Source organism: Shewanella psychrotolerans (assembly GCF_019457595.1).
Lineage (GTDB): Bacteria > Pseudomonadota > Gammaproteobacteria > Enterobacterales > Shewanellaceae > Shewanella > Shewanella psychrotolerans.
Genome location: NZ_CP080419.1, coordinates 1,430,814 through 1,450,277 on the forward strand (window position 1 = coordinate 1,430,814; position 19,464 = coordinate 1,450,277).

Here is a 19,464-nt window from a genome sequence, read left to right on the forward strand (position 1 = left end):
AAACATTTAGATAACGTGGCGCTTAGCATAGTCAATTAGCCAATCGGCCATGGCTTTGACTCGCTCGGATCTAAATCGCGCTGGAGGAAATACCATCCACAGAGGTTGACCTTGTACTTGCCAGTCGGCTAACACTGGAGTTAATCGTCCTTGGGCGATGTCTGCGCGTAAATACATATCATGGCTGCGAATTAATCCTAGCCCCCGAAGTGCTGCCTGTCTGAGTATATGGCCATTTGCACAGCGAAAGGCCCCAGATACTGGCACTGTAAGTCGACGGTTATTTTTGACAAATTGCCAATTTACGACACTGCCTACTAAACATTGATGTGCCTTTAGTTGTTCTGGATGATTAATGGGTTTGTGTGCACTCAAGTAGTCGGGGCTGGCGACGATATGGCTGTCTAAATGAGTCAGTACTCGGGCTTGTAGACTCGAATCTGGTAGTTCACCCATGCGGATCACAATATCGAACGGACTGACCAACAGATCTTCTCGTTGTGAGGATAGATCTAAATTAATCTCAATATTGGGATATTGTTGCTGAAACTCGAGTACTGCAGGAGCGAGCCAGTTTTCAGCAAAGATACCACCAACAGAGTTAATCGTTATCTTACCTTTTAAATGGTGTTGTAACTGCTGAGCCGCTAATGCACCGAGCTCAAACTGTTCAATTCCTCTTTTGCAACTTTGATAATAGTGTTCACCTGCTTCGGTTAATCTTAGTTTTCGGGTCGAACGAAATAATAGTTGCACTCCTAAGTGTGACTCAAGGTCGCTTATGCGCTGGCTTACACTGGCTTTAGAGCTCTTTAACTGCTCTGCAGCAGCGGTAAAACTCCCCGCTTCGACTACTGCGACAAAGTCCATAATTCCTGAATGCATATTAGTTAAAATTCCTGAACAATGTTTTCAAATACTCGTGGATTATCAAACAACACAATGGGAGTAAACTCAAGCGAACAATCCGCATTATGAGAAATTTGCTATGCAAAGTAGAAGGCTTGGAAAAAGTGATATGCGCTTAACTGAAGTTGGGCTGGGATGTTGGCAACTTGGTGGTGACTTTGGTCCTGTCGAAGCACAACAAGCGACAAACATCTTGGAACAGGCTTATGAAAGTGGAGTGCGCTTTTTTGATACTGCCGATGTCTATGGCGATGGTATTAGTGAAAAGTTTATTGGTAAGTTTGCGGCTCAACATGATGATATTTACATTGCGACTAAGGTTGGCAGAGATGCATCGCTGTTTCCTGCACAATATACAAAACAGGGAGTAAGAAAGAGCATTGAGGCCAGTCTACAGCGTCTTAATGTCGACAGTATCGACCTAATACAGCTGCATTGTATTCCCACCGAGGTGTTAAAAGAGGGGGAAGTTTTTCAATGGTTAAAAGAGTTTAAGCAGCAAGGCTTAATTAAGCATTATGGGGCAAGTGTCGAGTCAATGCTGGAGGCTAAACTGTGTTTGGATGATGCAGACCTCACCAGTTTACAACTGATCATTAATATATTTCGCCAAGAAGCAATGACAGAAGTACTCGACTTAGCGGCGAAAAACAATGTGGGTATTATTGCGCGACTTCCTTATGCAAGTGGCTTACTTAGCGGTGCAGTCACGGCTCAGCGTCAATTTGATACTCAAGATCATCGCTACTATAACCGTGACGGCGCGGCTTTTCATGTGGGTGAAACGTTTGCGGGACTTCCACTCGAGAAGGCACTAATGTTGGTAGAGCAATTACAATGCTTACTGCCTGAATCTATGTCTCTTGCCCAAGGGGCAATTCGTTGGTTGCTCGACTATCCACAGATCACCTCCATTATTACAGGAGCGAGTAAACCTCAGCAGATTGCGCAAAACGTGCTTTATGCAAACCAACAAGCGTTAAGTAGCGAACTGCATAAACAATTAGCGAGCTTTTACCACAATGAGGTCAGCCCATGGGTGCGTGGTAATCGTTGATTGGTACCGATAAATAGAACAAGGTGGATATGCTCCATGTGACTTGTGCACGACAGAAGCACTGCTTTAGTCAAGGTAATGCATGACGCAGTTAGCGAGGATAAGTAATCAATCACCTTGTCTCTGATGTGTCATACTCTCGCTGAGCGGTCACATTGTTATACTGATAAGTATTATGTTTCTGACTTAATTGTATTTACGTGTCATTAAACTGGTTATTGACACGTAAATATGACTCGTCATGTACTAAATGAGAGGTTTGAGATGAACACAACAAGGAATTGAAGAGTTCATCTCGGCTTACTTTATCTCCAACAGTTCATCTCTAAAATCTTATCTGTTACTAAACACGGGATTCAGACCATTTAGCATTGGTGAGGCGTTATAATCTAAAGGTTTCTATCCTTGCTTTAAGGTTATGGGCTAAGTTACTTATCTCGTGACAGGCGATTGCCGTTTGTGAGGCGCCTTCGGCCATCTCGGTCGATACATTATTGATATGATCAACGCTGCGATTGAGATCTTCAGACACCGCATTTTGTTCGCTACAGGCAGTGGCGATTTGGGTGCTCATCTGGGCGATATTCTCTACCGAATGCTCAATTTCACTGATTTGACTACCTGCTTCGTTAACCTGATCAACACATTGGGCAATGCCTTTTTGGCATTCTTGGCTAGAGATACCAATTTTGCTACTGTTTTCCTGTAGTTGATTAACGATATCGACAATCTGTGAGGTCGAATCTTGGGTGCGCTGTGCTAAAGACCTTACTTCGTCAGCGACCACGGCAAAGCCTCGTCCCTGTTCTCCTGCTCGTGCTGCTTCAATAGCGGCATTCAGTGCCAATAAATTTGTTTGTTCGGCGATGCCACGGATCACATCTACGACCATATTGATGTTGTTTGAACTTGCTTCGAGTTCTTGGGCCAATTCATCTGATTCTAGGATTGTTTTCGAGACCCGCTCAATGACGGCTATTGTCTGTTGTAGGGTAAGCGTACCTTGTTTGGCGACCTCAGTAGCCGAATAGGCAGAGGTGGCTCCTGCTTCGGTATTTTGCGCCACTTCACCAACGGCTGCTTGCATCTCTGTCATTGCGGAGGCGACCGAACTAAGCTCTAGTTGCTGGTTTTGCATGCTTGAGGCATTTTGTGCTGAGATAGCACTAACCTCTTCGACCGCTGCCGTTAGCTGGAAAGTCGACTCATTAATTTCTGATACCAATGAGTGAAGGTTAGTCTGCATGGTAAGGAGTTCACGTAGCAGAGTACCAAGCTCATCTTGGGTAAGAGCTTCATCTTCGATGGCATTGTTTAGGTGGCCTTTAGCTATCTTTGCAGCGAAATCCAATGCTCTGTCTATGGGACGACATATTGCTCGAGACAGCAGTGTCGAGGATAGCATGATGACCAAAATAATCACCACAGCGCCAATGCCTGCACTGTATTGTGTCGATAGTGCCTCATCGTGAACGTCTATACCTATTTGTTTTACGAGCTCATCATTGAGTCCAAGGGTATCATCTAGACTACTTAGGGCTTTGGAATAGGTACCAAAACTCGACAATACGACTTGATTGGCTTTTTCAGCGTCACCTTGACCGAGCAGGCTGTTATAGGTGCTGGTTTCTTGAATATATTGATTCCAAGTATCCTTAAATACCTTAAATGAGCGTATCTCTTGCTGGTTGAGATCCAATGATTCATAGGCGGTTATACCGTCTTTGACATCTTGGCGCCACTTATCTAGGTCTTTTAGCCATTCACCTATTTTAGGGTTATCGCTGTTAGGGAGTAAGGAGAACTCATCTTTACGTACCTTGGTTATGTCGACTTGTATTCCCTTTAATATTGCGACAGAAGGCAGGCTTTTTTCCGTAAGCATTCTGATATTCTGGTTTAATGCCGATAGGCTCAATACTAATAATAGGGCAACCGCCGCAAATACTACGAATACAACCAAGTAGCTTAGCCATATTTTTTTCACGACGCTTAAGTCTTTAATCTTCATACGCTTCTCCATAAAAAGCTTGCTAAAGGACCACACTTATTAACTATAGCGCGTATCTTGATAACCCTTATGCTCTTTTTGTAGATAATTTATCATTTTTTTCAACTTAGCGTTGATTACGAGTAGTTTTGTGTAGGCATCTAAGGGGAGTATGCCTGTTACTCTCTTACTTAGATGCGTTATTAAGGTCGACAGAACTGGGAGGCTGGGAATAAAAACAGCCTTTCTATTTATCGTGAGTCTTTTAGGTTTAAGCGAGTGGCGATTTATGCTTTATAGAAACTTATTAATAACCTATGTGTTATGTTGTTTCTGTGTTTATTGTATTTAGGCTGAGCTATGAAAAAATTTTCAATTAGTCGGATTAATACGAAGATGGGGATCTTTCGGTTGCTCGGTCAATTTTCTCCGGCTAAGTCTGATTTTGTAATCATATATCATAGGGTTGAGTTTATGAGTACCGATGGTTGGTGCGAGTTAGATATCGACTCGTCACGAGGTAAAGATATTATAGATGCCATTAAAGTGGAAGTAGCTGGTCACCTTGTCTAATAGTAATGATATTGGCTATCGAATCCCCCCGATTTTTTACTAGTTGAAAAACTGAAGATGCTCGCAGAATTATAGATTGGCTCAAGCACTTGATTATCAGTATAGTCGACTTAGTTATCTAGTATTAAAGGTGGAAGATTGATTATGGCGAGTAAATATATTGGTATCTTGTTTTTAGTTGTGGGAGTCGCTTTGGCTTTGTGGGGTTATAACATTTATGATGCGGCAACCTCTCAGATCAGCCGAGCATTCAGCGGTGATACGCCATTTGAAGCATGGGCAGGGATGGTCGGTGGTGGTGTATGTATACTGCTGGGGATCTTTAAATTAAAATAACGTTTACATCTTGTTAAGTAAGAAAACCGACAATGAGTCGGCTTTCTATATTTAACTTTTTTATCAATGGGATTAGGCTAGTTTTACCACCATTTTACCGCGGTTTTTACCTTCAAATAGACCGATAAACGCATCGGGAGCTTGCTCAATACCTTCATAAACTGTTTGTTCAGCTTTTATCTGGCCGTTTGCCAACCAATTTCCCATCTGCTGAGAAAATTCGCCATAGTGTTGCCAATGCTCACTTACGATGAAACCTTCAATTTTCAGTTTTTTCATCACAATGTTAGCAAGGTTGCTTGGTCCTGGTGTGGGCGCAGTGTCATTATATTGAGAGATCATGCCACACACGGCAATGCGGCCATGGTCGTTCATGTTGTTTAGTGCTGCAAACAGATGTTCGCCGCCGACATTTTCAAAGTAAACATCGATCCCATCTGGCGCTGCAGCTAATAATGCTGCGCTTAAGCTATCAGTGGTTTTATAGTTGATGACCTGCTCAATTCCCATCGCTCTTAGTGCGTCTGCTTTTTCATCTGACCCTACAGAGGCGACTACTTTTGCTCCCATTAATAGCCCAAGCTGACAAACAACGCTGCCTACCGCGCCAGAGGCTGCTGATACAAAAAGGGTTTCACCGGCTTTGAGTTCGGCAATACGATTAAGTCCTGTCCAAGCCGTCATACCTGGCATGCCGAGTACACCGAGGAAATGTGATTCACACAGCGGGGTTTCTGGTAATACAGTATGATTGCTTCCGTCAGTGATATAGTGAGTTCGCCAACCGTTCATGCTGCTGACTTTAGCGCCCACAGGAAAATCATTATGGTTAGATTCAATGATTTCACCAATGGCACCGCCTTCAAGTACTTCACCTAGTACAAAAGGTTTAACATAGCTTTTTCTATCGATCATGCGGCCACGCATATATGGGTCGACTGACATCCAGAGATTTTTTACCAAGAATTCGCCCTGTTTGAGCGGTGGGAGTAGGGCGTTATCTAAGCTAAAGTTATCTGTTGTTGGCATACCCTCTGGACGAGAGTTAAGTGTAATTTGTTGTGTTTGCATAAAAACCTCTTTTTACTTTGCGCGCTAACTAATTGTGATAGACTCTACTTATTAATATTGAGTAATGCAAATGCTTTGTGCGCAAAGCAAATGTGTTTTTGTGAAGATTAACTAGGTATAAAATCTTAATCGACTGATTTATGGGTAATATTTTGATTGATAAGCAATATGAAACTAAAGCTGATGTTGAGTATTCTGGCAGTGGTAACCGTGATGGCGTTGATTTTACTTCTGAGCAGTCGGATTCTATAACGCAGTTGCCTGAGAGGCCATTAACTCAATGTTTGTCTGACAATGTCTGTTTTGCCTTGTATACCGCGGCGAACGCTTTGGTTCGCGCTTATCGCCCTTTGTTAGAGCAGTGCGGTTTAACCTATCCACAATATTTGGTGATGCAAGCACTCTGGTTACAAGAGGGGGCCAGTTTGACAGATTTATCTGGCCTAACTCGTTTAGATCTCGGCACGTTAACGCCTATAGTGAAGCGTCTTGAAGTTAAAGGATTAGTCGTGCGTAATATCGACAAACACGATGAGCGTAAAAAGGTTATTAACGTCACTCAAGCGGGCATGGATTTAAAGCAACAGGCGCTAGCATTAAGGCAGCAATTACTTGAAAAGGTCACGGTTTCCGAGCAAGAGCTAGACAAGCTGCGAGAGCTGTGTTTAACGCTGACGATAGATCTTAATCGATAGATGTTTCGCTTACGAGCCATGACAGAACACACTTTTTGCTTGAGCGCCCGTTCTGTGGGGATATTTCCTAGTCATTAACTTATCAAGTTTTGTATAATCGCGCTCTATTCGACCCTGTCAAATATACCCGTTGGGCATAAGCGATTGTATCGCTTTCAAGCCGATAAATAAGGGTGAAAATAATAAATGATGGGTACAGACTCCCGTGGGGAAAATCTAATGCAAAATCATTCAAACCTACTCGATATTGGCGTGATAGGCCTAGGTGTTATGGGGAAAAATCTCGCCCTTAACATCGCTGATAATGAGTATAAAGTAGCTGCGTTCGACCTGGATAATCATAAGATAGATGGATTATTAAAGCAGGAGGAAAGTGAACGTCTTACAGGTAAATCTCAACGAATTGAAGGATGTAGCAATCTTTCTGAAATGTTATCTCGTCTCTCTAAACCGCGTATTTTGGTGTTATCTGTGCCAGCTGGCGCACCTGTCGACGGTGTGTGTGGTGCGCTGTTAGCTGCAGGAATCGAATCTGACGATATCGTTATTGATACTGGTAATAGCCTTTGGACTGACACAGTAGCGCGAGAAGCTCAATATGCGGGGCAGTTTGTCTTTTTTAGTTGCGCTGTATCGGGCGGAGAGATGGGGGCGCGTTTTGGTCCATCGTTAATGCCAAGCGGTGACCGAAAAGCTTGGGATAGAATTAAGCCGATATGGGAAGCTATCGCGGCTAAAGTCGACCCGACGACAGGCTTACCCATTGAACGTCAAGCGCCTGGTCACTCGGTAAAAGAGGGCGAGCCCTGTACCACTTATATTGGTCCTGCTGGTGCTGGCCACTATGTCAAAATGGTGCACAACGGTATCGAATATGCCGATATGCAGCTAATTTGCGAAGCGTATCAATTGTTAAGTGATGGCTGCGGTATGACAGCGGCTGAAATTAGCGAGGTATTTGAGCGCTGGAATAGAGGTAGCCTCAATAGCTATCTAATGGAGATCAGTGCTGATGTATTGTCACAAGCCGATCCCATTACGGGCAAGCCATTAGTTGAGATGATCCTCGATAAGGCTGGGCAAAAAGGAACAGGTCTTTGGACTGCTGTCAGCAGTTTGCAAATTGGCTGTCCTGCGCCAACTATCGCCGAGGCGGTTTATGCTCGCGCGGTAAGTACCCAAAAGAGCCAGCGTAAGCAGCTAAGTCAATTACTCGCAGGCCCAAGTGTTGCAGCCTTAACGGATGCGGAGCGTTGCGAGTTTATCGATCAGCTAGAAAGTGCCCTTTACTGCGCTAAAGTGGCTTGTTATGCCCAAGGTTTCCAACTTATGGCGATGACGGCCGTTGAAAATAAATGGCAACTCGATTTTGCTGAGATAGCTAAAATTTGGCGAGCGGGCTGTATTATTCGCGCCACTTTTTTGCAGTCTATTACCAAAGCTTATCAAGAGGCTCGAGCTAATGGGGATGAGCTGGTTAATCTACTCATGGCAGAAAGTTTCAGTTCCGCTTTGTCGTCTAAACAGTTAGATTGGCGTCAAGCGGTCGCTAAAGCCATTCTAAGTGGCGTCCCCGTTCCCTGTATCGGTTCGGCGCTGGCGTATTATGACAGTTATCGCAGTGAAACCTTGCCCGCTAACCTGTTGCAAGGTCAGCGAGATTTCTTTGGTGCGCATACTTTTGAGCGTGTTGATGCCCCCGCGGGTGAAAAGTATCATCTTAACTGGAGCCATAGCGTGCGCACGATAGAGAAGCTTTAAGTTTTTCAACGTTAAAAAATAGAAAAAGGCCGTCATCTTGAATTAGATGACGGTCTTTTTGTTAAAGCTAGCCCCCGCAAGTGCTGCTTTCGTAACAGCTAGGTTTACGCGGACAGGTAGAGCCGCGCGAGCAAATGAGTCTAGCTTCGTTGTCGATACCGCGCTCCACCCAGTTAATATTAAGGATTTTTGCTACTCGCTTGATGTCAGTTTTAATGCTGAGTGGTAAGTTTGCTGAGCCACCATTATCAACGCAGACTTTTTTCAGTTCATGGGCAATGGATTGAGCGTCACCGCCTTGGGCTTCGATGGCGGGGTTGAGGTCGATACCGGCACACAATACATGAGGATTCCCAGCGAGATCATTAACGCGAATAGATTCACAGCAGTAGATTTTGGGCTCGGTAGCGACATCTAAAATTGAGATTTGTGCCGATGAACCTGTCGATTCTGCATTGATCATCCTAAACACCGCCCAGTGCTGACAGGGATCTTCAACTTGCCTCATATTGCCCCAAGGTAAGGGGATACCATTACCACGATAAACTGCCTTAAGTTTACCTGGAGAGTATGCATCGAAGTAATGCCAATGGCTGTAGGGGGACACTGCGGTCATTCGGCGCATAGCGACAGAAGGGGACACACCGACAAGTTTAGCCACATCGATTTCATAACCATGGCGATCGAGTAGCTGCCTAAAGGGAACTTTGGGGCAAAGTAATGCGCCAGCGAAAAAGCTTGATTCAAAATCACGCCAAGCATGCAAAATGTCTTGCGCATCAACGGTTGATGATGGCGGCGAATTGAATGTGTCTTCGCTTAAACTGGTGCCATGGCTACGACCCGCGACCATGATGCTCTTTAATCCATCTTTGTTGTGTAAAACACAATGACCGATATGCACTGCTAAATCATATTTAAGCCGATTATTGTGACTTTTTAATAGCTTATTAAGGCAAATTTTGTTTGGTAATTCGAAATAGGAGGTGATGATGTGCTGTTCGCTTGCTCCAGCCTCGATGAGGATCTCTTTAGGGGCGCGGCTAAACCATTTTACTTTTAGCCCTAATCTATCGACGATACTTAGCAGATCATCAAGGTTTAATGGCATCCGTTTTAGCCCAACCTCTTCAGCGGCTCTCTCAAGATCGGGGAAATGATTTTGATGATGTTCCTGATGGGCACGAATGAGAAGGTGCGCAAATTGGCGACCACTAATGCCTGTTTGTGACAACATTTCAGGAATTGCAATTTGTAATATTTCGTTTGAAAACAAAAAGCTTGGCTCTAATGCCATACCGCTAATACCGCCTCTAGAGCCTTTGACTGGCGTAATAGCTTGGTCTTCTGGTGCGTCATCGAGAAACCAATCAACCTCTTTTTGAAACACGGCTGCAATCACCGCGAGCATACCTGCACTGGGGACTCGTTTTCCTCGCTCTATCATAGATAGATAAGAAACTGATGGTGCAGAGTCAGCATCTACCCGCACACAGCGAGCAGACAGATCTTCCATGGTTAGGTTATTACGCTTTCTCAGGTTTCTAATCTTAGTGCCTAGAAAATGTGACTTTCTCATTAAGCTTGTATTTGTTTTCATTTTGTAAAATTCACATTGTGAAATTTCTATTGTGAAATTGTAAAGAAAAAAGCGCTAGACTACAAATTAAGCAATCGGGACTGATTGTCGATGTGAAGAGAGAAACCGTTAACTGTGTTCTTCACTCAAGTCAGTCAACACCAGTTTTAGCGATAAATCACTATTGGAAGGATGAAGCTATGAATATTCAAGCAGAACAAACTAATCAGTTAGACCAAAGTATTTACAACTTCATCAAGCAGGTAATGCCTATGACACTGACGAATGGAAACAACGCATTAAATCAAGATAATCACCGCTGTGACACTATGGCTTACGCCAAGCAAATTCTTGATCAATATTTCCCTCTCAGTAATGGTAGTCATCAAGATGTCTGCAGCTATGTGATTTATTATAAACAGCTTCTTGCATTTTTCGCCGATGGCACCCAGAGTGGTCTTGCACAACCAAGACAGTTTGTAGCCTTAACGGGTCATAAGTGTGAACCAAGTTCAATCGTATTAAAAAACAACGGTTTTCATGTTGAGGTCTCATTGGATCGAAGTGGTGAAAACGGGTGTCACGATCTTGCTGGGGTTGACGATGTGCAAGTTGAAGCTGCTCTGATGACAATTGTTAGTAGCAATCAAGCAGCATCTCAGTGTAGTTGGACCAGTCTCATCAGCGGTCAAGCGGGTAAAGGTAATAAGCAATTTACCTCTAAAGATGGTAACGAATACGACTTGTGATGGCATATTGCTAACTGCTGAAATTAAAGATTGCTTAATTTTTGCTGTAAAACAAGCGTAGTAAAAGGCCTGTGATTACACAGGCCTAATTCATTTATCGGGTTTGTACTTTGCCATTAATAGCTAAAGGCTAAGCCTATGCTAAAGAGAGTGCTAAAAATAATCGTCAGTTTAGCCGTTTGACCGAGTAACGGATTTAACGCTTCACCTGAATTCTGGCTAAATTCGCTATTTAATTTTCTGGCTAAAATCAACGATAGTCCACCCAGTAAGACTGGCAGTCCTGGCAATAGCCCCATTAAAAAACCACCAATGATCAAGGCAAAAGGCAGATACACTAACGCTTGATAAAGCACACGAGATTGGCCTTCGCCAATTCGTACCGCGAGGGTAAATTTTCCTGCTTTAATGTCAGTCGGAATATCACGAGTGTTATTGACTAACATAACCGCAGCATTAAATAGGCCTATAGCACTTCCTAATAGCCAAGCCGCTGTACTGGTGTCGTTGGCCTGTAAGTAATAACTACCGACTACGGCAACTAAGCCAAAGAAGATAAAGGCTGCTACTTCGCCTAAGCCATGGGAGGCGAGTGGATACGGGCCACCGCTATAACCGAGCGCGCCCAATATTGACGCTGCAGCTAAAATAGCGATAGGCCATCCACCATGATAAATCAGTAATGAACCCACACTTAGCGCTAGTATGAGGCAGATAATCATCGCATTACGGACTTTTTCTGGTGCCAATAGCCCACTCTGGGTCACTCGCACTGGACCGATACGCTCTTGGGTATCGATGCCACTCTTAAAGTCGAAGTAATCATTGGCTAGGTTTACTGCAATTTGCAGTAGAATTGCACAAAGCATTGATGTGCATGCAATAAGCCAGCTGAACTGTTCAAGATGAAGTGCCAGTGTATTACCGACCAATAGTGGGCCAATAGCCGCTGGAAGAGTGCGTGGTCGTGAAGCTAAGATCCAAGGATTCATTATCTATGTTCGTAGTTGTTAACAAATAGAGGAGGAAGGCAATATAGGCCTACATTGTGTGCGTTAGCATAACAAAAAACACAATGTCGATGAAGCGCTTGTATTAGCATTCTGTGAACTGCTTCGTTTTATTTTTGGGTTTCGGTTGCGTTCTTTTGTGATTGAGCCGGGATTGCAATTATTGGCTGTTAATAAAATGTGAAAAGTTTGATGTCGAGCACGATTATTCACTGAAACATAGCTAAATCTGCTGTCAACTTCAAAGATTATCGGTGACAAATGTGCTGTTATAGTACTTCGTGAGTCGGGTTGGATTCGCATTTTACTGTAATTTATCTAATTAATTTTTAATGATTTTGTTAAATTAGCCTTGCTTAAAGTAAACGCGAGTCAACCGCCGAATTTAAAAGGGATCTAGGTGATGCGTTTTGATGAACAGGTTGCTGTCGTCACAGGAGCAGGAGCCGGCTTAGGAAGAGCCTACGCCATCGCCTTGGCTGCGCGAGGAGCGCGTATTGCGCTTATCGATTCAGGTTACAGTGATGCGAAAGAACCTAATCGCCGTTATTCTGAATTAGACAATACCGTAAAGACACTAAATCAACTGGGGGCAGACACGTTAAGTTTTGCTATCGATGTTCGTGATGAAACGGCATTAATTGATGCGGTTCATAACATCCATGAAAAATGGGGACAGATAGATATTCTGATCCACAATGCGAGTATCCATCATCCTTGTCCATTTGATCTGTTAACCAAAGACCGTTGGCAACATCAGTTAGATGTTGATGTGAATGGTTGTTTCTATTTAACTAAGTTGATTTGGCCTTTGATGAAACTGCAGAGCTATGGCCGTATATTAATTAGCAGCGCCGCCAGTGGACTATATGGCAATATGTACGAGACAAGCTTTAGTACCAGTAAGATGGCATTAGTCGGTTTAGCCAATAGCCTTGCTATGGAAGGTAAAGAGTATAACATTTGCGTCAATACCATCACTCCTCATGCGTTGACTCAGATGACTGAACATCATCTAGCGCCTTCGGTTAAGCCATTGTTTACGACCTCTTCGGTAACTGCGGCTATGTTATTTCTCAGCTCTGAACATGCCCCTACAGGGCAACATCTGTTAGTTGCGGCTGGTAGTGTCAGTCGAGGTGGCTTTACCGAATATCAACATATTCGTCTAGATGAAGAACACTGTAAGCCAGAGGTATTGTTGCATCGATGGTTAGAGATCGAACGCGCAGCACCTTGTTGCCAACACCCTAGTGCAGAAGACCAAGTGACAGCTTGGGCAAAAAGGAGTGCATTAGAGCGCCATATCATTATCGAATAAGTTTAATCGTGATCGTGTGTTACCTGAACGTAATATTGATATTTACTCAAAAAGCTCACTGATAAACATGCCTTTAAAGCGCAACATGTCCTAGTAACATGTGGCTATTCTAGGGTAAGCTTAGCGATCAATAAATCGATGTTGTTGATGGGGGGTGAAATGAGCCACGTTTTAGATAATCTGTTATCACTACTTTCGCTTGAGCAGATAGAAGTCGGGCTATACCGTGGGCAGAGTCAGGACTTAGGTTTTGGTCATGTGTTTGGTGGCCAAGTCATGGGGCAAGCATTAAGCGCTGCCGCTCAAACGGTGCCAAGCGATAGATTGGTTCACTCTTTTCACTCCTATTTTTTACGTGCGGGAGATGAAAAGCAACCTATCGTCTATGATGTTGAGATCATGCGTGACGGTGGAAGTTTTAGTGCCAGACGAGTTAAAGCAATTCAAAAGGGCAGGCCAATATTCTATATGACCTGCTCGTTTCAGTCAGAGGAAGAGGGATTTAATCACCAGAGCGTTATGCCTGATGTCCCGGGGCCTGAAGGATTGTTAAATCAGCAAGAGTTGGCTGTGACCTTGCGTGATAAAGTGCCTGCGAAAGTGCTTGAGAGGTATATGGCAGACTCGCCGCTGGAGATGCGTTTGGTGAATCCATCGACTCCTGTTGCGCCCCTACATAGTGATCCCAAGCGCTATGTATGGATCCGTGCTAACGGCGAGGTGCCAAATGATCTTTCTGTTCATGAGTATCTGCTGGCCTATGCTTCTGATTTTAACTTTTTGGTCACGGCGGTTCAGCCTCATGGCGTGTCGTTTTTAACACCGGGTATGCATTTGGCGACCATAGATCATGCTATGTGGTTTCATCGTCCGCTGGATTTGAGTCAATGGCTGCTATACAGCATCGATAGTCCTAATGCTGGTGGGGGAAGAGGGTATGTACGAGGAGAGTTTTTCACTCAAAGTGGGGAGTTGGTGGCATCGACTACTCAAGAAGGATTAATTCGTTTTACTAAGCGATGATAACTATGTTGTAGGTTGAATTTATGAGTATCAAAGTTAATAGCATTATCACATTGTTTTGTTTCTTTATTCTTAGTGCTTGTGTCACCGTTGAGCCTGAACCGCCAGTGATCGTTAATGGAGCGGCTGGCTATTTAGAGAAGATAGCACTACCTCAAGGGAGTGCTATTACTATTGCGGTTATCGATCTGGATACCCCTGGTGTGATTATTGCCCAAAAATCGTTTAATATTGCACGGGCACCTGTGCCATTTAAATTTACCTTTGGCGCAGAAGCCATTGATAAGTCAGTTAATTATGGCGTGGTTGCCATGATTGAGTATCAAGGGAAAGTCATTTTCCAGACCTACGATAAGTTCCCGGTTATTAATAATGGCAAGTACACTACCGAGGTAGTGATGAAAAGAGCAACGTCGCGCTAGCTAATCAATGCTTGAGACAATGATTCTTGCTTGACACTTAAAGCTCCATACTGATTCATTATTCTCGCTGAATAAAAGTGTAGCTGAGTAGGGCCTCATTAGTTTTTCATTGAAAAATAGGAGCTTAGGCTCCTTTTTTGTGTCAATAATCTGAGCTAGCCCTAGGCAGTAATAACACCAAAGAGTATAAAGATATGATCGCTCAGTGACAATTTAGCACTAAAGGTTTAGCGCTGATGAGGCAAAATCCTTCATTGCTCCTCGGTTCTAGCATCTTCGGTAATCGCTCCATGGGTTAGTCTACCTCCTATATCCATATCGTCGTGCACTAAAGCCATTCACAACACCTGATCTCTAGAGAGGAGGGAATGTCTTAAGTATGTCGGGAAGATACAAGACCTTGTTGTTTGCAAGGAGTGAAGAGCATGGTTGAACTCGGCTCAAACTCGTTAACACAGCATCAAAAGTGCTAAAACACCCAGAGTAGATCACTTTCTTATGCTGATTGGTATAACAATAAGTAGAAGAGGTGTTATCACCTCAAAACTCACTGTTTTAGTTATGTAATATTGGTTTTTGGCTTTATCGTTGTTGACCTTAGCACCTGATCATAGACGTTTCTTCTCTCTTATGCGGGATTTAGGTTAACGACATCAGGACCGCTCCTTTTTATCTTTCATAAAGTCTTTCATTATTTCTCCTATCGATTGTGTGGTTTCGTCAGTTGTTTTGTATCAATTTTAACGCTAGCGGCAAATATCGAATTCTTTTGTTAATACGGATTATTGTTGCTCCGACACAAGATAAAAAGGTGAGGTTTGTCACTAAATTAAAAGGTGTATTGTCAATGTTTGTTTGTTTTTTGTGATCGGCATCAATTATGGCTACAACTAATTAGGTAGGGTGAGCGATTGTTGATTTGGATCAAGATGTAGCAGATTTGTTTCTGGCAGGATGCGCGCAAATGTTAAGGAATTTGATAATAAAAACGACATATGCTGTTGTATTAATGGAGTGGAATGATGAAAAAAAATATCGTATCAGGTCTAATCGCTGCAACTCTTCTCTCTACTGGTTTTGCCGCTTCAGTTTCTGCACATCAAGCTGGCGACTTTATTATTCGCGCTGGTGCTGTGATGGTTGCACCTAATGAATCTAGTCAAGATGTGGCTGGATTTGGTGAGTTCAAAGTTGATGATAACACTCAGCTAGGTCTTAACTTTGGTTACATGCTGACTGATAACTGGGGTATTGAACTATTAGCGGCAACGCCATTTAGCCATGATGTTTCGTTGAATTTAGATGATGGAAATGGATATACGAAAATTGCCGAAACTAAACATCTTCCACCAACTATAGTGGCTCAGTATTACTTCGGTTCTGCTGAATCTAAGTTACGTCCTTATATAGGTGCGGGTGTGAACTTCACTAACTTCTTCGATAACGAATTCACTAATGATCTGAATGGAGCATTGACTGACCTTAGCCTAAGTAACTCTTGGGGATGGGCTGCGCAAGTAGGTTTTGACTATCAATTCAATAAGAATTGGCTGTTTAACGCTTCTGTTTGGTACGCACAAATTAGCACTGATGTTAAATTCAATTTAGGCGATGCTCCAGTGAAAATTGAAACCGACATCGACCCATGGGTTTACATGGTGAGCTTTGGTTACACTTTCTAAATCTGAGTTTTCGATAATAAAAAAGGAGCCAAATGGCTCCTTTTTTATTATCGACTTCTAACGTATCAGGTTACTGCGCTTTTTTCGCTGCTTTTGCCGCTTTACGTTCTTCTTTGGTGCGCCAGTGACGGGTGTTGTAGATAAATTCCGGTAGCAGTTTAGTTAGCCAGGCGACGAGCCGCCAGCGCTTGGTGATATAGGCTCTGCGCTTTGCCTTCTGCATTGCCTTGATAGCTTGACGGGCAACTTCTTGGGGCGGTGATAGCCAGAGACGACTCTGTTGCATTGCGGCTTTATCCAGTAAACCCATCTGCAGATCGGTAATGGTTATTGGAAGCTTAAGGCGCTGAGCATGCATGCTAAGTCCTTCTAAATAGTTCGCCGCGTAAGCTTTCGATGCATGATATGCCACACTGGGGCCACCACGAAGTCCTGCTATTGAATTAATTGCCGCCAGTTGGCCGTAGCCTTGCTGGGTAAATAGCCTAAATACCGTATTGCATATGGCGCTAAAGCCTTGCACATTAACGGTAATAATATCTTCTTCAGGCTGCCATGGTAGGCTGGGATCATAGCTATTAAGCCCGGTGTTAACTATGACTAAGTGAGCGCCATCTAGCTCCTGCCAGAGTGATTCTATCGTGGTAATAATGGCCTGAGGTTGGTCAATTTGTAACGGGTACACTTTAGCTTTGTTTGGTAGTGATTGAGCAAATTCGCTGAGTGAATCAGGATCTTGTACAAGAAGGCTAAGTTCTACACCTTGAGCAGAGAGTTGTTTGGCTATTTCGCGGCTGAGCAGTGAACTTGCGCCCACAATTATGGCTGTTGCTTGAGTCATGAGGATATTCGACAACAAATGGTTGTCCTATGATAAGAATATAACGTGTTAAGAACAAGATTTATAACATAGACATATGGACATCTAGAAGTCTTTATGTATGATAAGGAGTCAGAGTATGAACAATTGGTTAACGTCTGCTTTATCTGTTGGGGCGATTGTTACTGTGTTAAGTGGATGTGCAACCCCAAATGCCAGTGTTGAGATCCAAGGTGAAATTTGGTTTAAAGAGCGGATTGCCTTGCCAAGTGATGCGATATTAACGGTTCAAGTTAAAGATGTGTCCTTGATGGATGCGCCAGCCGTCGTTATCGCTGAGCTTGAGCGAAGCAATGTGACAACACCTGCACCGTTCCAATTCATAATACCAGCAGATCAATTTGAGCAAGGACACACCTATGCTGTTGGAGCTAAGATTAGTTTAGGTGACAAACTGATGTTTATTAGTACTCAGTCATATCCCATCGACATTAGTTCGCAAGCTCCTATGTCGGTATTAGTACAGAGAGTCGGCAGGTAGTGGTTCGCTCAATACCTTCCATTATCGCGTCGACTTTATGGTCATAGCATGCGTCAGACGTATGTTTAACGAGATTGTAAGAGGCGCGGTATGCCGGTAAAAATTCCTGATAATCTGCCTGCTGCAGAGATCCTAGAATCCGAGAATATTTTCGTCATGTCTGAAACTCGGGCGGCGAATCAAGATATCAGACCTATGAAGGTGTTGATCCTCAATCTGATGCCCAATAAGATCGAGACCGAGACGCAATTACTTCGATTGCTTGGGAATACACCACTTCAAGTCGATGTCGACCTGCTGCGTATTCATGACAAAGAGTCAAAACACACTTCAATCGATCACATGAATAATTTTTATCGTGATTTCGATGATGTACGCCATAAAAATTATGATGGTTTAATTATTACAGGCGCACCACTTGGGCAAGTGGAGTTTGAAGATGTGACCTACTGGGACCATATTCGTGAGATCATCGATTGGTCTCAAGAGCATGTGACATCGGTACTGTTTTTATGCTGGGCGGCGCACGCTGCCTTGTATCATCTTTATGGTTTACAGCGAAAGTTGCTGCAAAAAAAACGTTCAGGTGTGTTTAATCATCACCGTAGTAAACATTATTTCCCCTTGTTGCGTGGCTTCGATGAGGAATTCTTTGCACCTCATTCCCGTTTTGCCGAAATGGATATCAACGAATTAAAAGCGCATCCAGAGTTGCAAGTATTGACCGAATCTGAAGAGGCCGGTGCATACATGGTGCTCAGTCGCAGTAACCGAAACTTGTTTGTTATGGGCCACCCGGAATATCAAAAAGCGACGTTAAAGGACGAATATCTACGGGATTTAGGCGAAGGGCTTAACCCAGATGTGCCACTTAATTATTTCCGTAATGATGATCCTAATCAAGAGCCGGTCGCGCGCTGGCATAGCCATGGTAGTCTATTGGTCAGTAATTGGTTGAACTACTATGTTTATCAGTTAACCCCTTATAACCTCGAAGATATGAGCGCCATGACGCCTTGGGAAAATAGTTTAAAGCGTTAGGGGCAGTTTCGCGTTTTGTTGTATTTTTCAGGTGATAACAAGCGCTGCCTTAGGGTGACGCTTGTTATCCTTAGGGCTCCTCAATTTAATCGTGTCATTGGACGGAAATTTAAAACGTTAATGTGGAAAAATATTAAGTTAGAAACATCAATATTTCCCTGGCTTTAGCTTGAATTACTCTGGTTTCACCGTTATTTTGTCAATACACTAGCGCGATTTTGGTATTATCCTTTCGTCAGCCTTCTCGTCGAGATTGGACGCTCATGTCAACTATCCGTAAACGCATACTTTTGTTACTCGCTCACCCCTCTCAGCATCGCTCAGAAGTTAATATGCCGCTGTTTGAGGCCGCAAAATCGATTGAAGGGGTCACCGCTGTCGATCTTTATGGTGAATACCCTCGGTTTGATATCAATATTGAGCGTGAACAACAACGGCTAATCGACCACGACATTATCATTTTTCAATTTCCTCTCTATTGGTATTCCACTCCAGCGATTTTAAAAGAGTGGCAAGATTTAGTGCTTGAATATGGCTTTGCTTATGGTACCGATGGTATCGCGCTCAAAAGTAAACTGTTTTTGTGTGCTCTTACCGCGGGTGGCAAAGAGGATGCGTATAAGAGCCAAGGATATAATCATTTTACAATTAGACAGTTACTCGCGCCGTTAGAACAGACTGCCAGCCTTACAGGAATGCGTTATCTACCGCCGTTAGCCTTATTTGGTGCCAGAACGGCAATAGAAGATAACCGAATGTCACTCTATATCAATCATTGGCAACGATTACTTAAAGCATTAATCGAAGATCGTCTCGATCTACGTAAAGCCGCCAAACTCGATAAATTAAACGACCAGCTAGATAGCATCATCAGGGGAGAATAG

18 protein-coding genes are annotated in these 19,464 nt (G+C 43.4%); 12 read left to right on the plus strand and 6 right to left on the minus strand.

What is annotated here, in order from left to right; translation table 11 throughout:
* Window positions 1-6: 6 nt before the first annotated feature.
* Entirely contained in the window at window positions 7-885 is an 879-nt protein-coding gene (locus tag K0I62_RS06390) for a LysR family transcriptional regulator (protein ID WP_220070650.1), read from the minus strand.
* A gap of 133 nt (window positions 886-1,018) precedes the next feature.
* Between K0I62_RS06390 and K0I62_RS06395 the strand changes: the two genes are divergently transcribed.
* The gene (locus K0I62_RS06395) at window positions 1,019-1,966 is read left to right on the plus strand and encodes an aldo/keto reductase (protein ID WP_258405095.1); all 948 of its coding nucleotides are present in this window, start codon (window positions 1,019-1,021) and stop codon (window positions 1,964-1,966) included.
* 382 nt (window positions 1,967-2,348) lie between these two features.
* Here the strand turns inward: K0I62_RS06395 and K0I62_RS06400 are convergent, their stop codons facing one another.
* Window positions 2,349-3,977 carry a HAMP domain-containing methyl-accepting chemotaxis protein gene (locus K0I62_RS06400; protein WP_220070652.1) on the minus strand — a complete coding sequence of 543 codons (1,629 nt, stop codon included), beginning with the start codon at window positions 3,975-3,977 and terminating at the stop codon, window positions 2,349-2,351.
* Window positions 3,978-4,673: 696 nt separating this feature from the next.
* Between K0I62_RS06400 and K0I62_RS06405 the strand changes: the two genes are divergently transcribed.
* The gene (locus K0I62_RS06405) at window positions 4,674-4,865 is read left to right on the plus strand and encodes a DUF3185 family protein (RefSeq protein ID WP_220070653.1); all 192 of its coding nucleotides are present in this window, start codon (window positions 4,674-4,676) and stop codon (window positions 4,863-4,865) included.
* A 72-nt stretch (window positions 4,866-4,937) separates the two neighbouring features.
* Here K0I62_RS06405 and K0I62_RS06410 read toward each other — a convergent pair whose 3' ends face one another.
* Window positions 4,938-5,936 carry an NADP-dependent oxidoreductase gene (locus tag K0I62_RS06410; RefSeq protein WP_220070654.1) on the minus strand — a complete coding sequence of 333 codons (999 nt, stop codon included), beginning with the start codon at window positions 5,934-5,936 and terminating at the stop codon, window positions 4,938-4,940.
* A gap of 140 nt (window positions 5,937-6,076) precedes the next feature.
* Here K0I62_RS06410 and K0I62_RS06415 point away from each other — a divergent pair, with 140 nt between their 5' ends.
* Both K0I62_RS06415 and gnd read left to right on the plus strand, forming a co-directional pair.
* Window positions 6,077-6,631, plus strand: a complete 555-nt coding sequence (locus K0I62_RS06415; protein WP_220070655.1) for a MarR family winged helix-turn-helix transcriptional regulator — start codon at window positions 6,077-6,079, stop codon at window positions 6,629-6,631.
* Window positions 6,632-6,850: 219 nt separating this feature from the next.
* Window positions 6,851-8,392, plus strand: coding sequence for an NADP-dependent phosphogluconate dehydrogenase (gnd, locus tag K0I62_RS06420; RefSeq protein ID WP_220070656.1), 1,542 nt, complete (start codon window positions 6,851-6,853; stop codon window positions 8,390-8,392).
* A 67-nt stretch (window positions 8,393-8,459) separates the two neighbouring features.
* Here gnd and K0I62_RS06425 read toward each other — a convergent pair whose 3' ends face one another.
* Window positions 8,460-9,992, minus strand: a complete 1,533-nt coding sequence (locus K0I62_RS06425) for a DUF3612 domain-containing protein (RefSeq protein ID WP_220070657.1) — start codon at window positions 9,990-9,992, stop codon at window positions 8,460-8,462.
* 179 nt (window positions 9,993-10,171) lie between these two features.
* Between K0I62_RS06425 and K0I62_RS06430 the strand changes: the two genes are divergently transcribed.
* Window positions 10,172-10,720, plus strand: a complete 549-nt coding sequence (locus K0I62_RS06430; RefSeq protein WP_220070658.1) for an aldolase/citrate lyase/malate synthase family protein — start codon at window positions 10,172-10,174, stop codon at window positions 10,718-10,720.
* Between the two features lie 116 nt (window positions 10,721-10,836).
* On the opposite strand, the gene K0I62_RS06435 is transcribed toward K0I62_RS06430, so the two are convergent.
* Entirely contained in the window at window positions 10,837-11,712 is an 876-nt protein-coding gene (locus tag K0I62_RS06435; protein WP_220070659.1) for a 1,4-dihydroxy-2-naphthoate polyprenyltransferase, read from the minus strand.
* 421 nt (window positions 11,713-12,133) lie between these two features.
* On the opposite strand from K0I62_RS06435, the gene K0I62_RS06440 reads away from it, so the two are divergent.
* From K0I62_RS06440 to ompW, 4 genes are all read left to right on the plus strand, one after another.
* Window positions 12,134-13,051, plus strand: a complete 918-nt coding sequence (locus K0I62_RS06440) for an SDR family NAD(P)-dependent oxidoreductase (RefSeq protein WP_220070660.1) — start codon at window positions 12,134-12,136, stop codon at window positions 13,049-13,051.
* Window positions 13,052-13,210: 159 nt separating this feature from the next.
* Window positions 13,211-14,074 carry an acyl-CoA thioesterase II gene (tesB, locus tag K0I62_RS06445; RefSeq protein ID WP_220070661.1) on the plus strand — a complete coding sequence of 288 codons (864 nt, stop codon included), beginning with the start codon at window positions 13,211-13,213 and terminating at the stop codon, window positions 14,072-14,074.
* A gap of 23 nt (window positions 14,075-14,097) precedes the next feature.
* Window positions 14,098-14,496 carry a YbaY family lipoprotein gene (locus K0I62_RS06450; protein ID WP_220070662.1) on the plus strand — a complete coding sequence of 133 codons (399 nt, stop codon included), beginning with the start codon at window positions 14,098-14,100 and terminating at the stop codon, window positions 14,494-14,496.
* Window positions 14,497-15,515: 1,019 nt separating this feature from the next.
* Window positions 15,516-16,178: an outer membrane protein OmpW gene (gene ompW / locus K0I62_RS06455; RefSeq protein WP_220070663.1), complete on the plus strand. Its 663-nt coding sequence runs from the start codon at window positions 15,516-15,518 to the stop codon at window positions 16,176-16,178.
* Window positions 16,179-16,248: 70 nt separating this feature from the next.
* Here ompW and K0I62_RS06460 read toward each other — a convergent pair whose 3' ends face one another.
* On the minus strand, window positions 16,249-17,019 hold the full coding sequence (locus tag K0I62_RS06460; protein ID WP_220070664.1) for an SDR family NAD(P)-dependent oxidoreductase: 771 nt from the start codon (window positions 17,017-17,019) through the stop codon (window positions 16,249-16,251).
* 118 nt (window positions 17,020-17,137) lie between these two features.
* On the opposite strand from K0I62_RS06460, the gene K0I62_RS06465 reads away from it, so the two are divergent.
* The 3 genes from K0I62_RS06465 to K0I62_RS06475 all read left to right on the plus strand — a co-directional run bounded on the left by K0I62_RS06465 (window position 17,138) and on the right by K0I62_RS06475 (window position 19,464).
* Complete coding sequence (locus tag K0I62_RS06465) at window positions 17,138-17,539, plus strand: YbaY family lipoprotein (protein WP_220070665.1); 402 nt, start codon at window positions 17,138-17,140, stop codon at window positions 17,537-17,539.
* A 90-nt stretch (window positions 17,540-17,629) separates the two neighbouring features.
* A complete protein-coding gene (gene metA / locus K0I62_RS06470; RefSeq protein WP_220070666.1) occupies window positions 17,630-18,580 on the plus strand; it encodes a homoserine O-acetyltransferase MetA in 951 nt (316 codons plus the stop codon).
* Between the two features lie 263 nt (window positions 18,581-18,843).
* The gene (locus K0I62_RS06475; protein ID WP_220070667.1) at window positions 18,844-19,464 is read left to right on the plus strand and encodes an NAD(P)H-dependent oxidoreductase; all 621 of its coding nucleotides are present in this window, start codon (window positions 18,844-18,846) and stop codon (window positions 19,462-19,464) included.

Excerpts from the sequence above, each read along its gene's own strand:
- K0I62_RS06465 (WP_220070665.1), top strand. The coding sequence starts at position 17,138 with ATGAACAATTGGTTAACGTCTGCTTTATCTGTTGGGGCGATTGTTACT.
- K0I62_RS06475 (WP_220070667.1), top strand. The coding sequence starts at position 18,844 with ATGTCAACTATCCGTAAACGCATACTTTTGTTACTCGCTCACCCCTCT.
- K0I62_RS06435 (WP_220070659.1), bottom strand. The coding sequence starts at position 11,712 with ATGAATCCTTGGATCTTAGCTTCACGACCACGCACTCTTCCAGCGGCT.
- metA (WP_220070666.1), top strand. The coding sequence starts at position 17,630 with ATGCCGGTAAAAATTCCTGATAATCTGCCTGCTGCAGAGATCCTAGAA.
- K0I62_RS06400 (WP_220070652.1), bottom strand. The coding sequence starts at position 3,977 with ATGAAGATTAAAGACTTAAGCGTCGTGAAAAAAATATGGCTAAGCTAC.
- K0I62_RS06460 (WP_220070664.1), bottom strand. The coding sequence starts at position 17,019 with ATGACTCAAGCAACAGCCATAATTGTGGGCGCAAGTTCACTGCTCAGC.
- K0I62_RS06425 (WP_220070657.1), bottom strand. The coding sequence starts at position 9,992 with ATGAAAACAAATACAAGCTTAATGAGAAAGTCACATTTTCTAGGCACT.
- K0I62_RS06440 (WP_220070660.1), top strand. The coding sequence starts at position 12,134 with ATGCGTTTTGATGAACAGGTTGCTGTCGTCACAGGAGCAGGAGCCGGC.
- K0I62_RS06390 (WP_220070650.1), bottom strand. The coding sequence starts at position 885 with ATGCATTCAGGAATTATGGACTTTGTCGCAGTAGTCGAAGCGGGGAGT.
- K0I62_RS06395 (WP_258405095.1), top strand. The coding sequence starts at position 1,019 with ATGCGCTTAACTGAAGTTGGGCTGGGATGTTGGCAACTTGGTGGTGAC.
- gnd (WP_220070656.1), top strand. The coding sequence starts at position 6,851 with ATGCAAAATCATTCAAACCTACTCGATATTGGCGTGATAGGCCTAGGT.
- K0I62_RS06405 (WP_220070653.1), top strand. The coding sequence starts at position 4,674 with ATGGCGAGTAAATATATTGGTATCTTGTTTTTAGTTGTGGGAGTCGCT.
- tesB (WP_220070661.1), top strand. The coding sequence starts at position 13,211 with ATGAGCCACGTTTTAGATAATCTGTTATCACTACTTTCGCTTGAGCAG.
- K0I62_RS06450 (WP_220070662.1), top strand. The coding sequence starts at position 14,098 with ATGAGTATCAAAGTTAATAGCATTATCACATTGTTTTGTTTCTTTATT.
- K0I62_RS06415 (WP_220070655.1), top strand. The coding sequence starts at position 6,077 with ATGGGTAATATTTTGATTGATAAGCAATATGAAACTAAAGCTGATGTT.
- ompW (WP_220070663.1), top strand. The coding sequence starts at position 15,516 with ATGATGAAAAAAAATATCGTATCAGGTCTAATCGCTGCAACTCTTCTC.
- K0I62_RS06410 (WP_220070654.1), bottom strand. The coding sequence starts at position 5,936 with ATGCAAACACAACAAATTACACTTAACTCTCGTCCAGAGGGTATGCCA.
- K0I62_RS06430 (WP_220070658.1), top strand. The coding sequence starts at position 10,172 with ATGAATATTCAAGCAGAACAAACTAATCAGTTAGACCAAAGTATTTAC.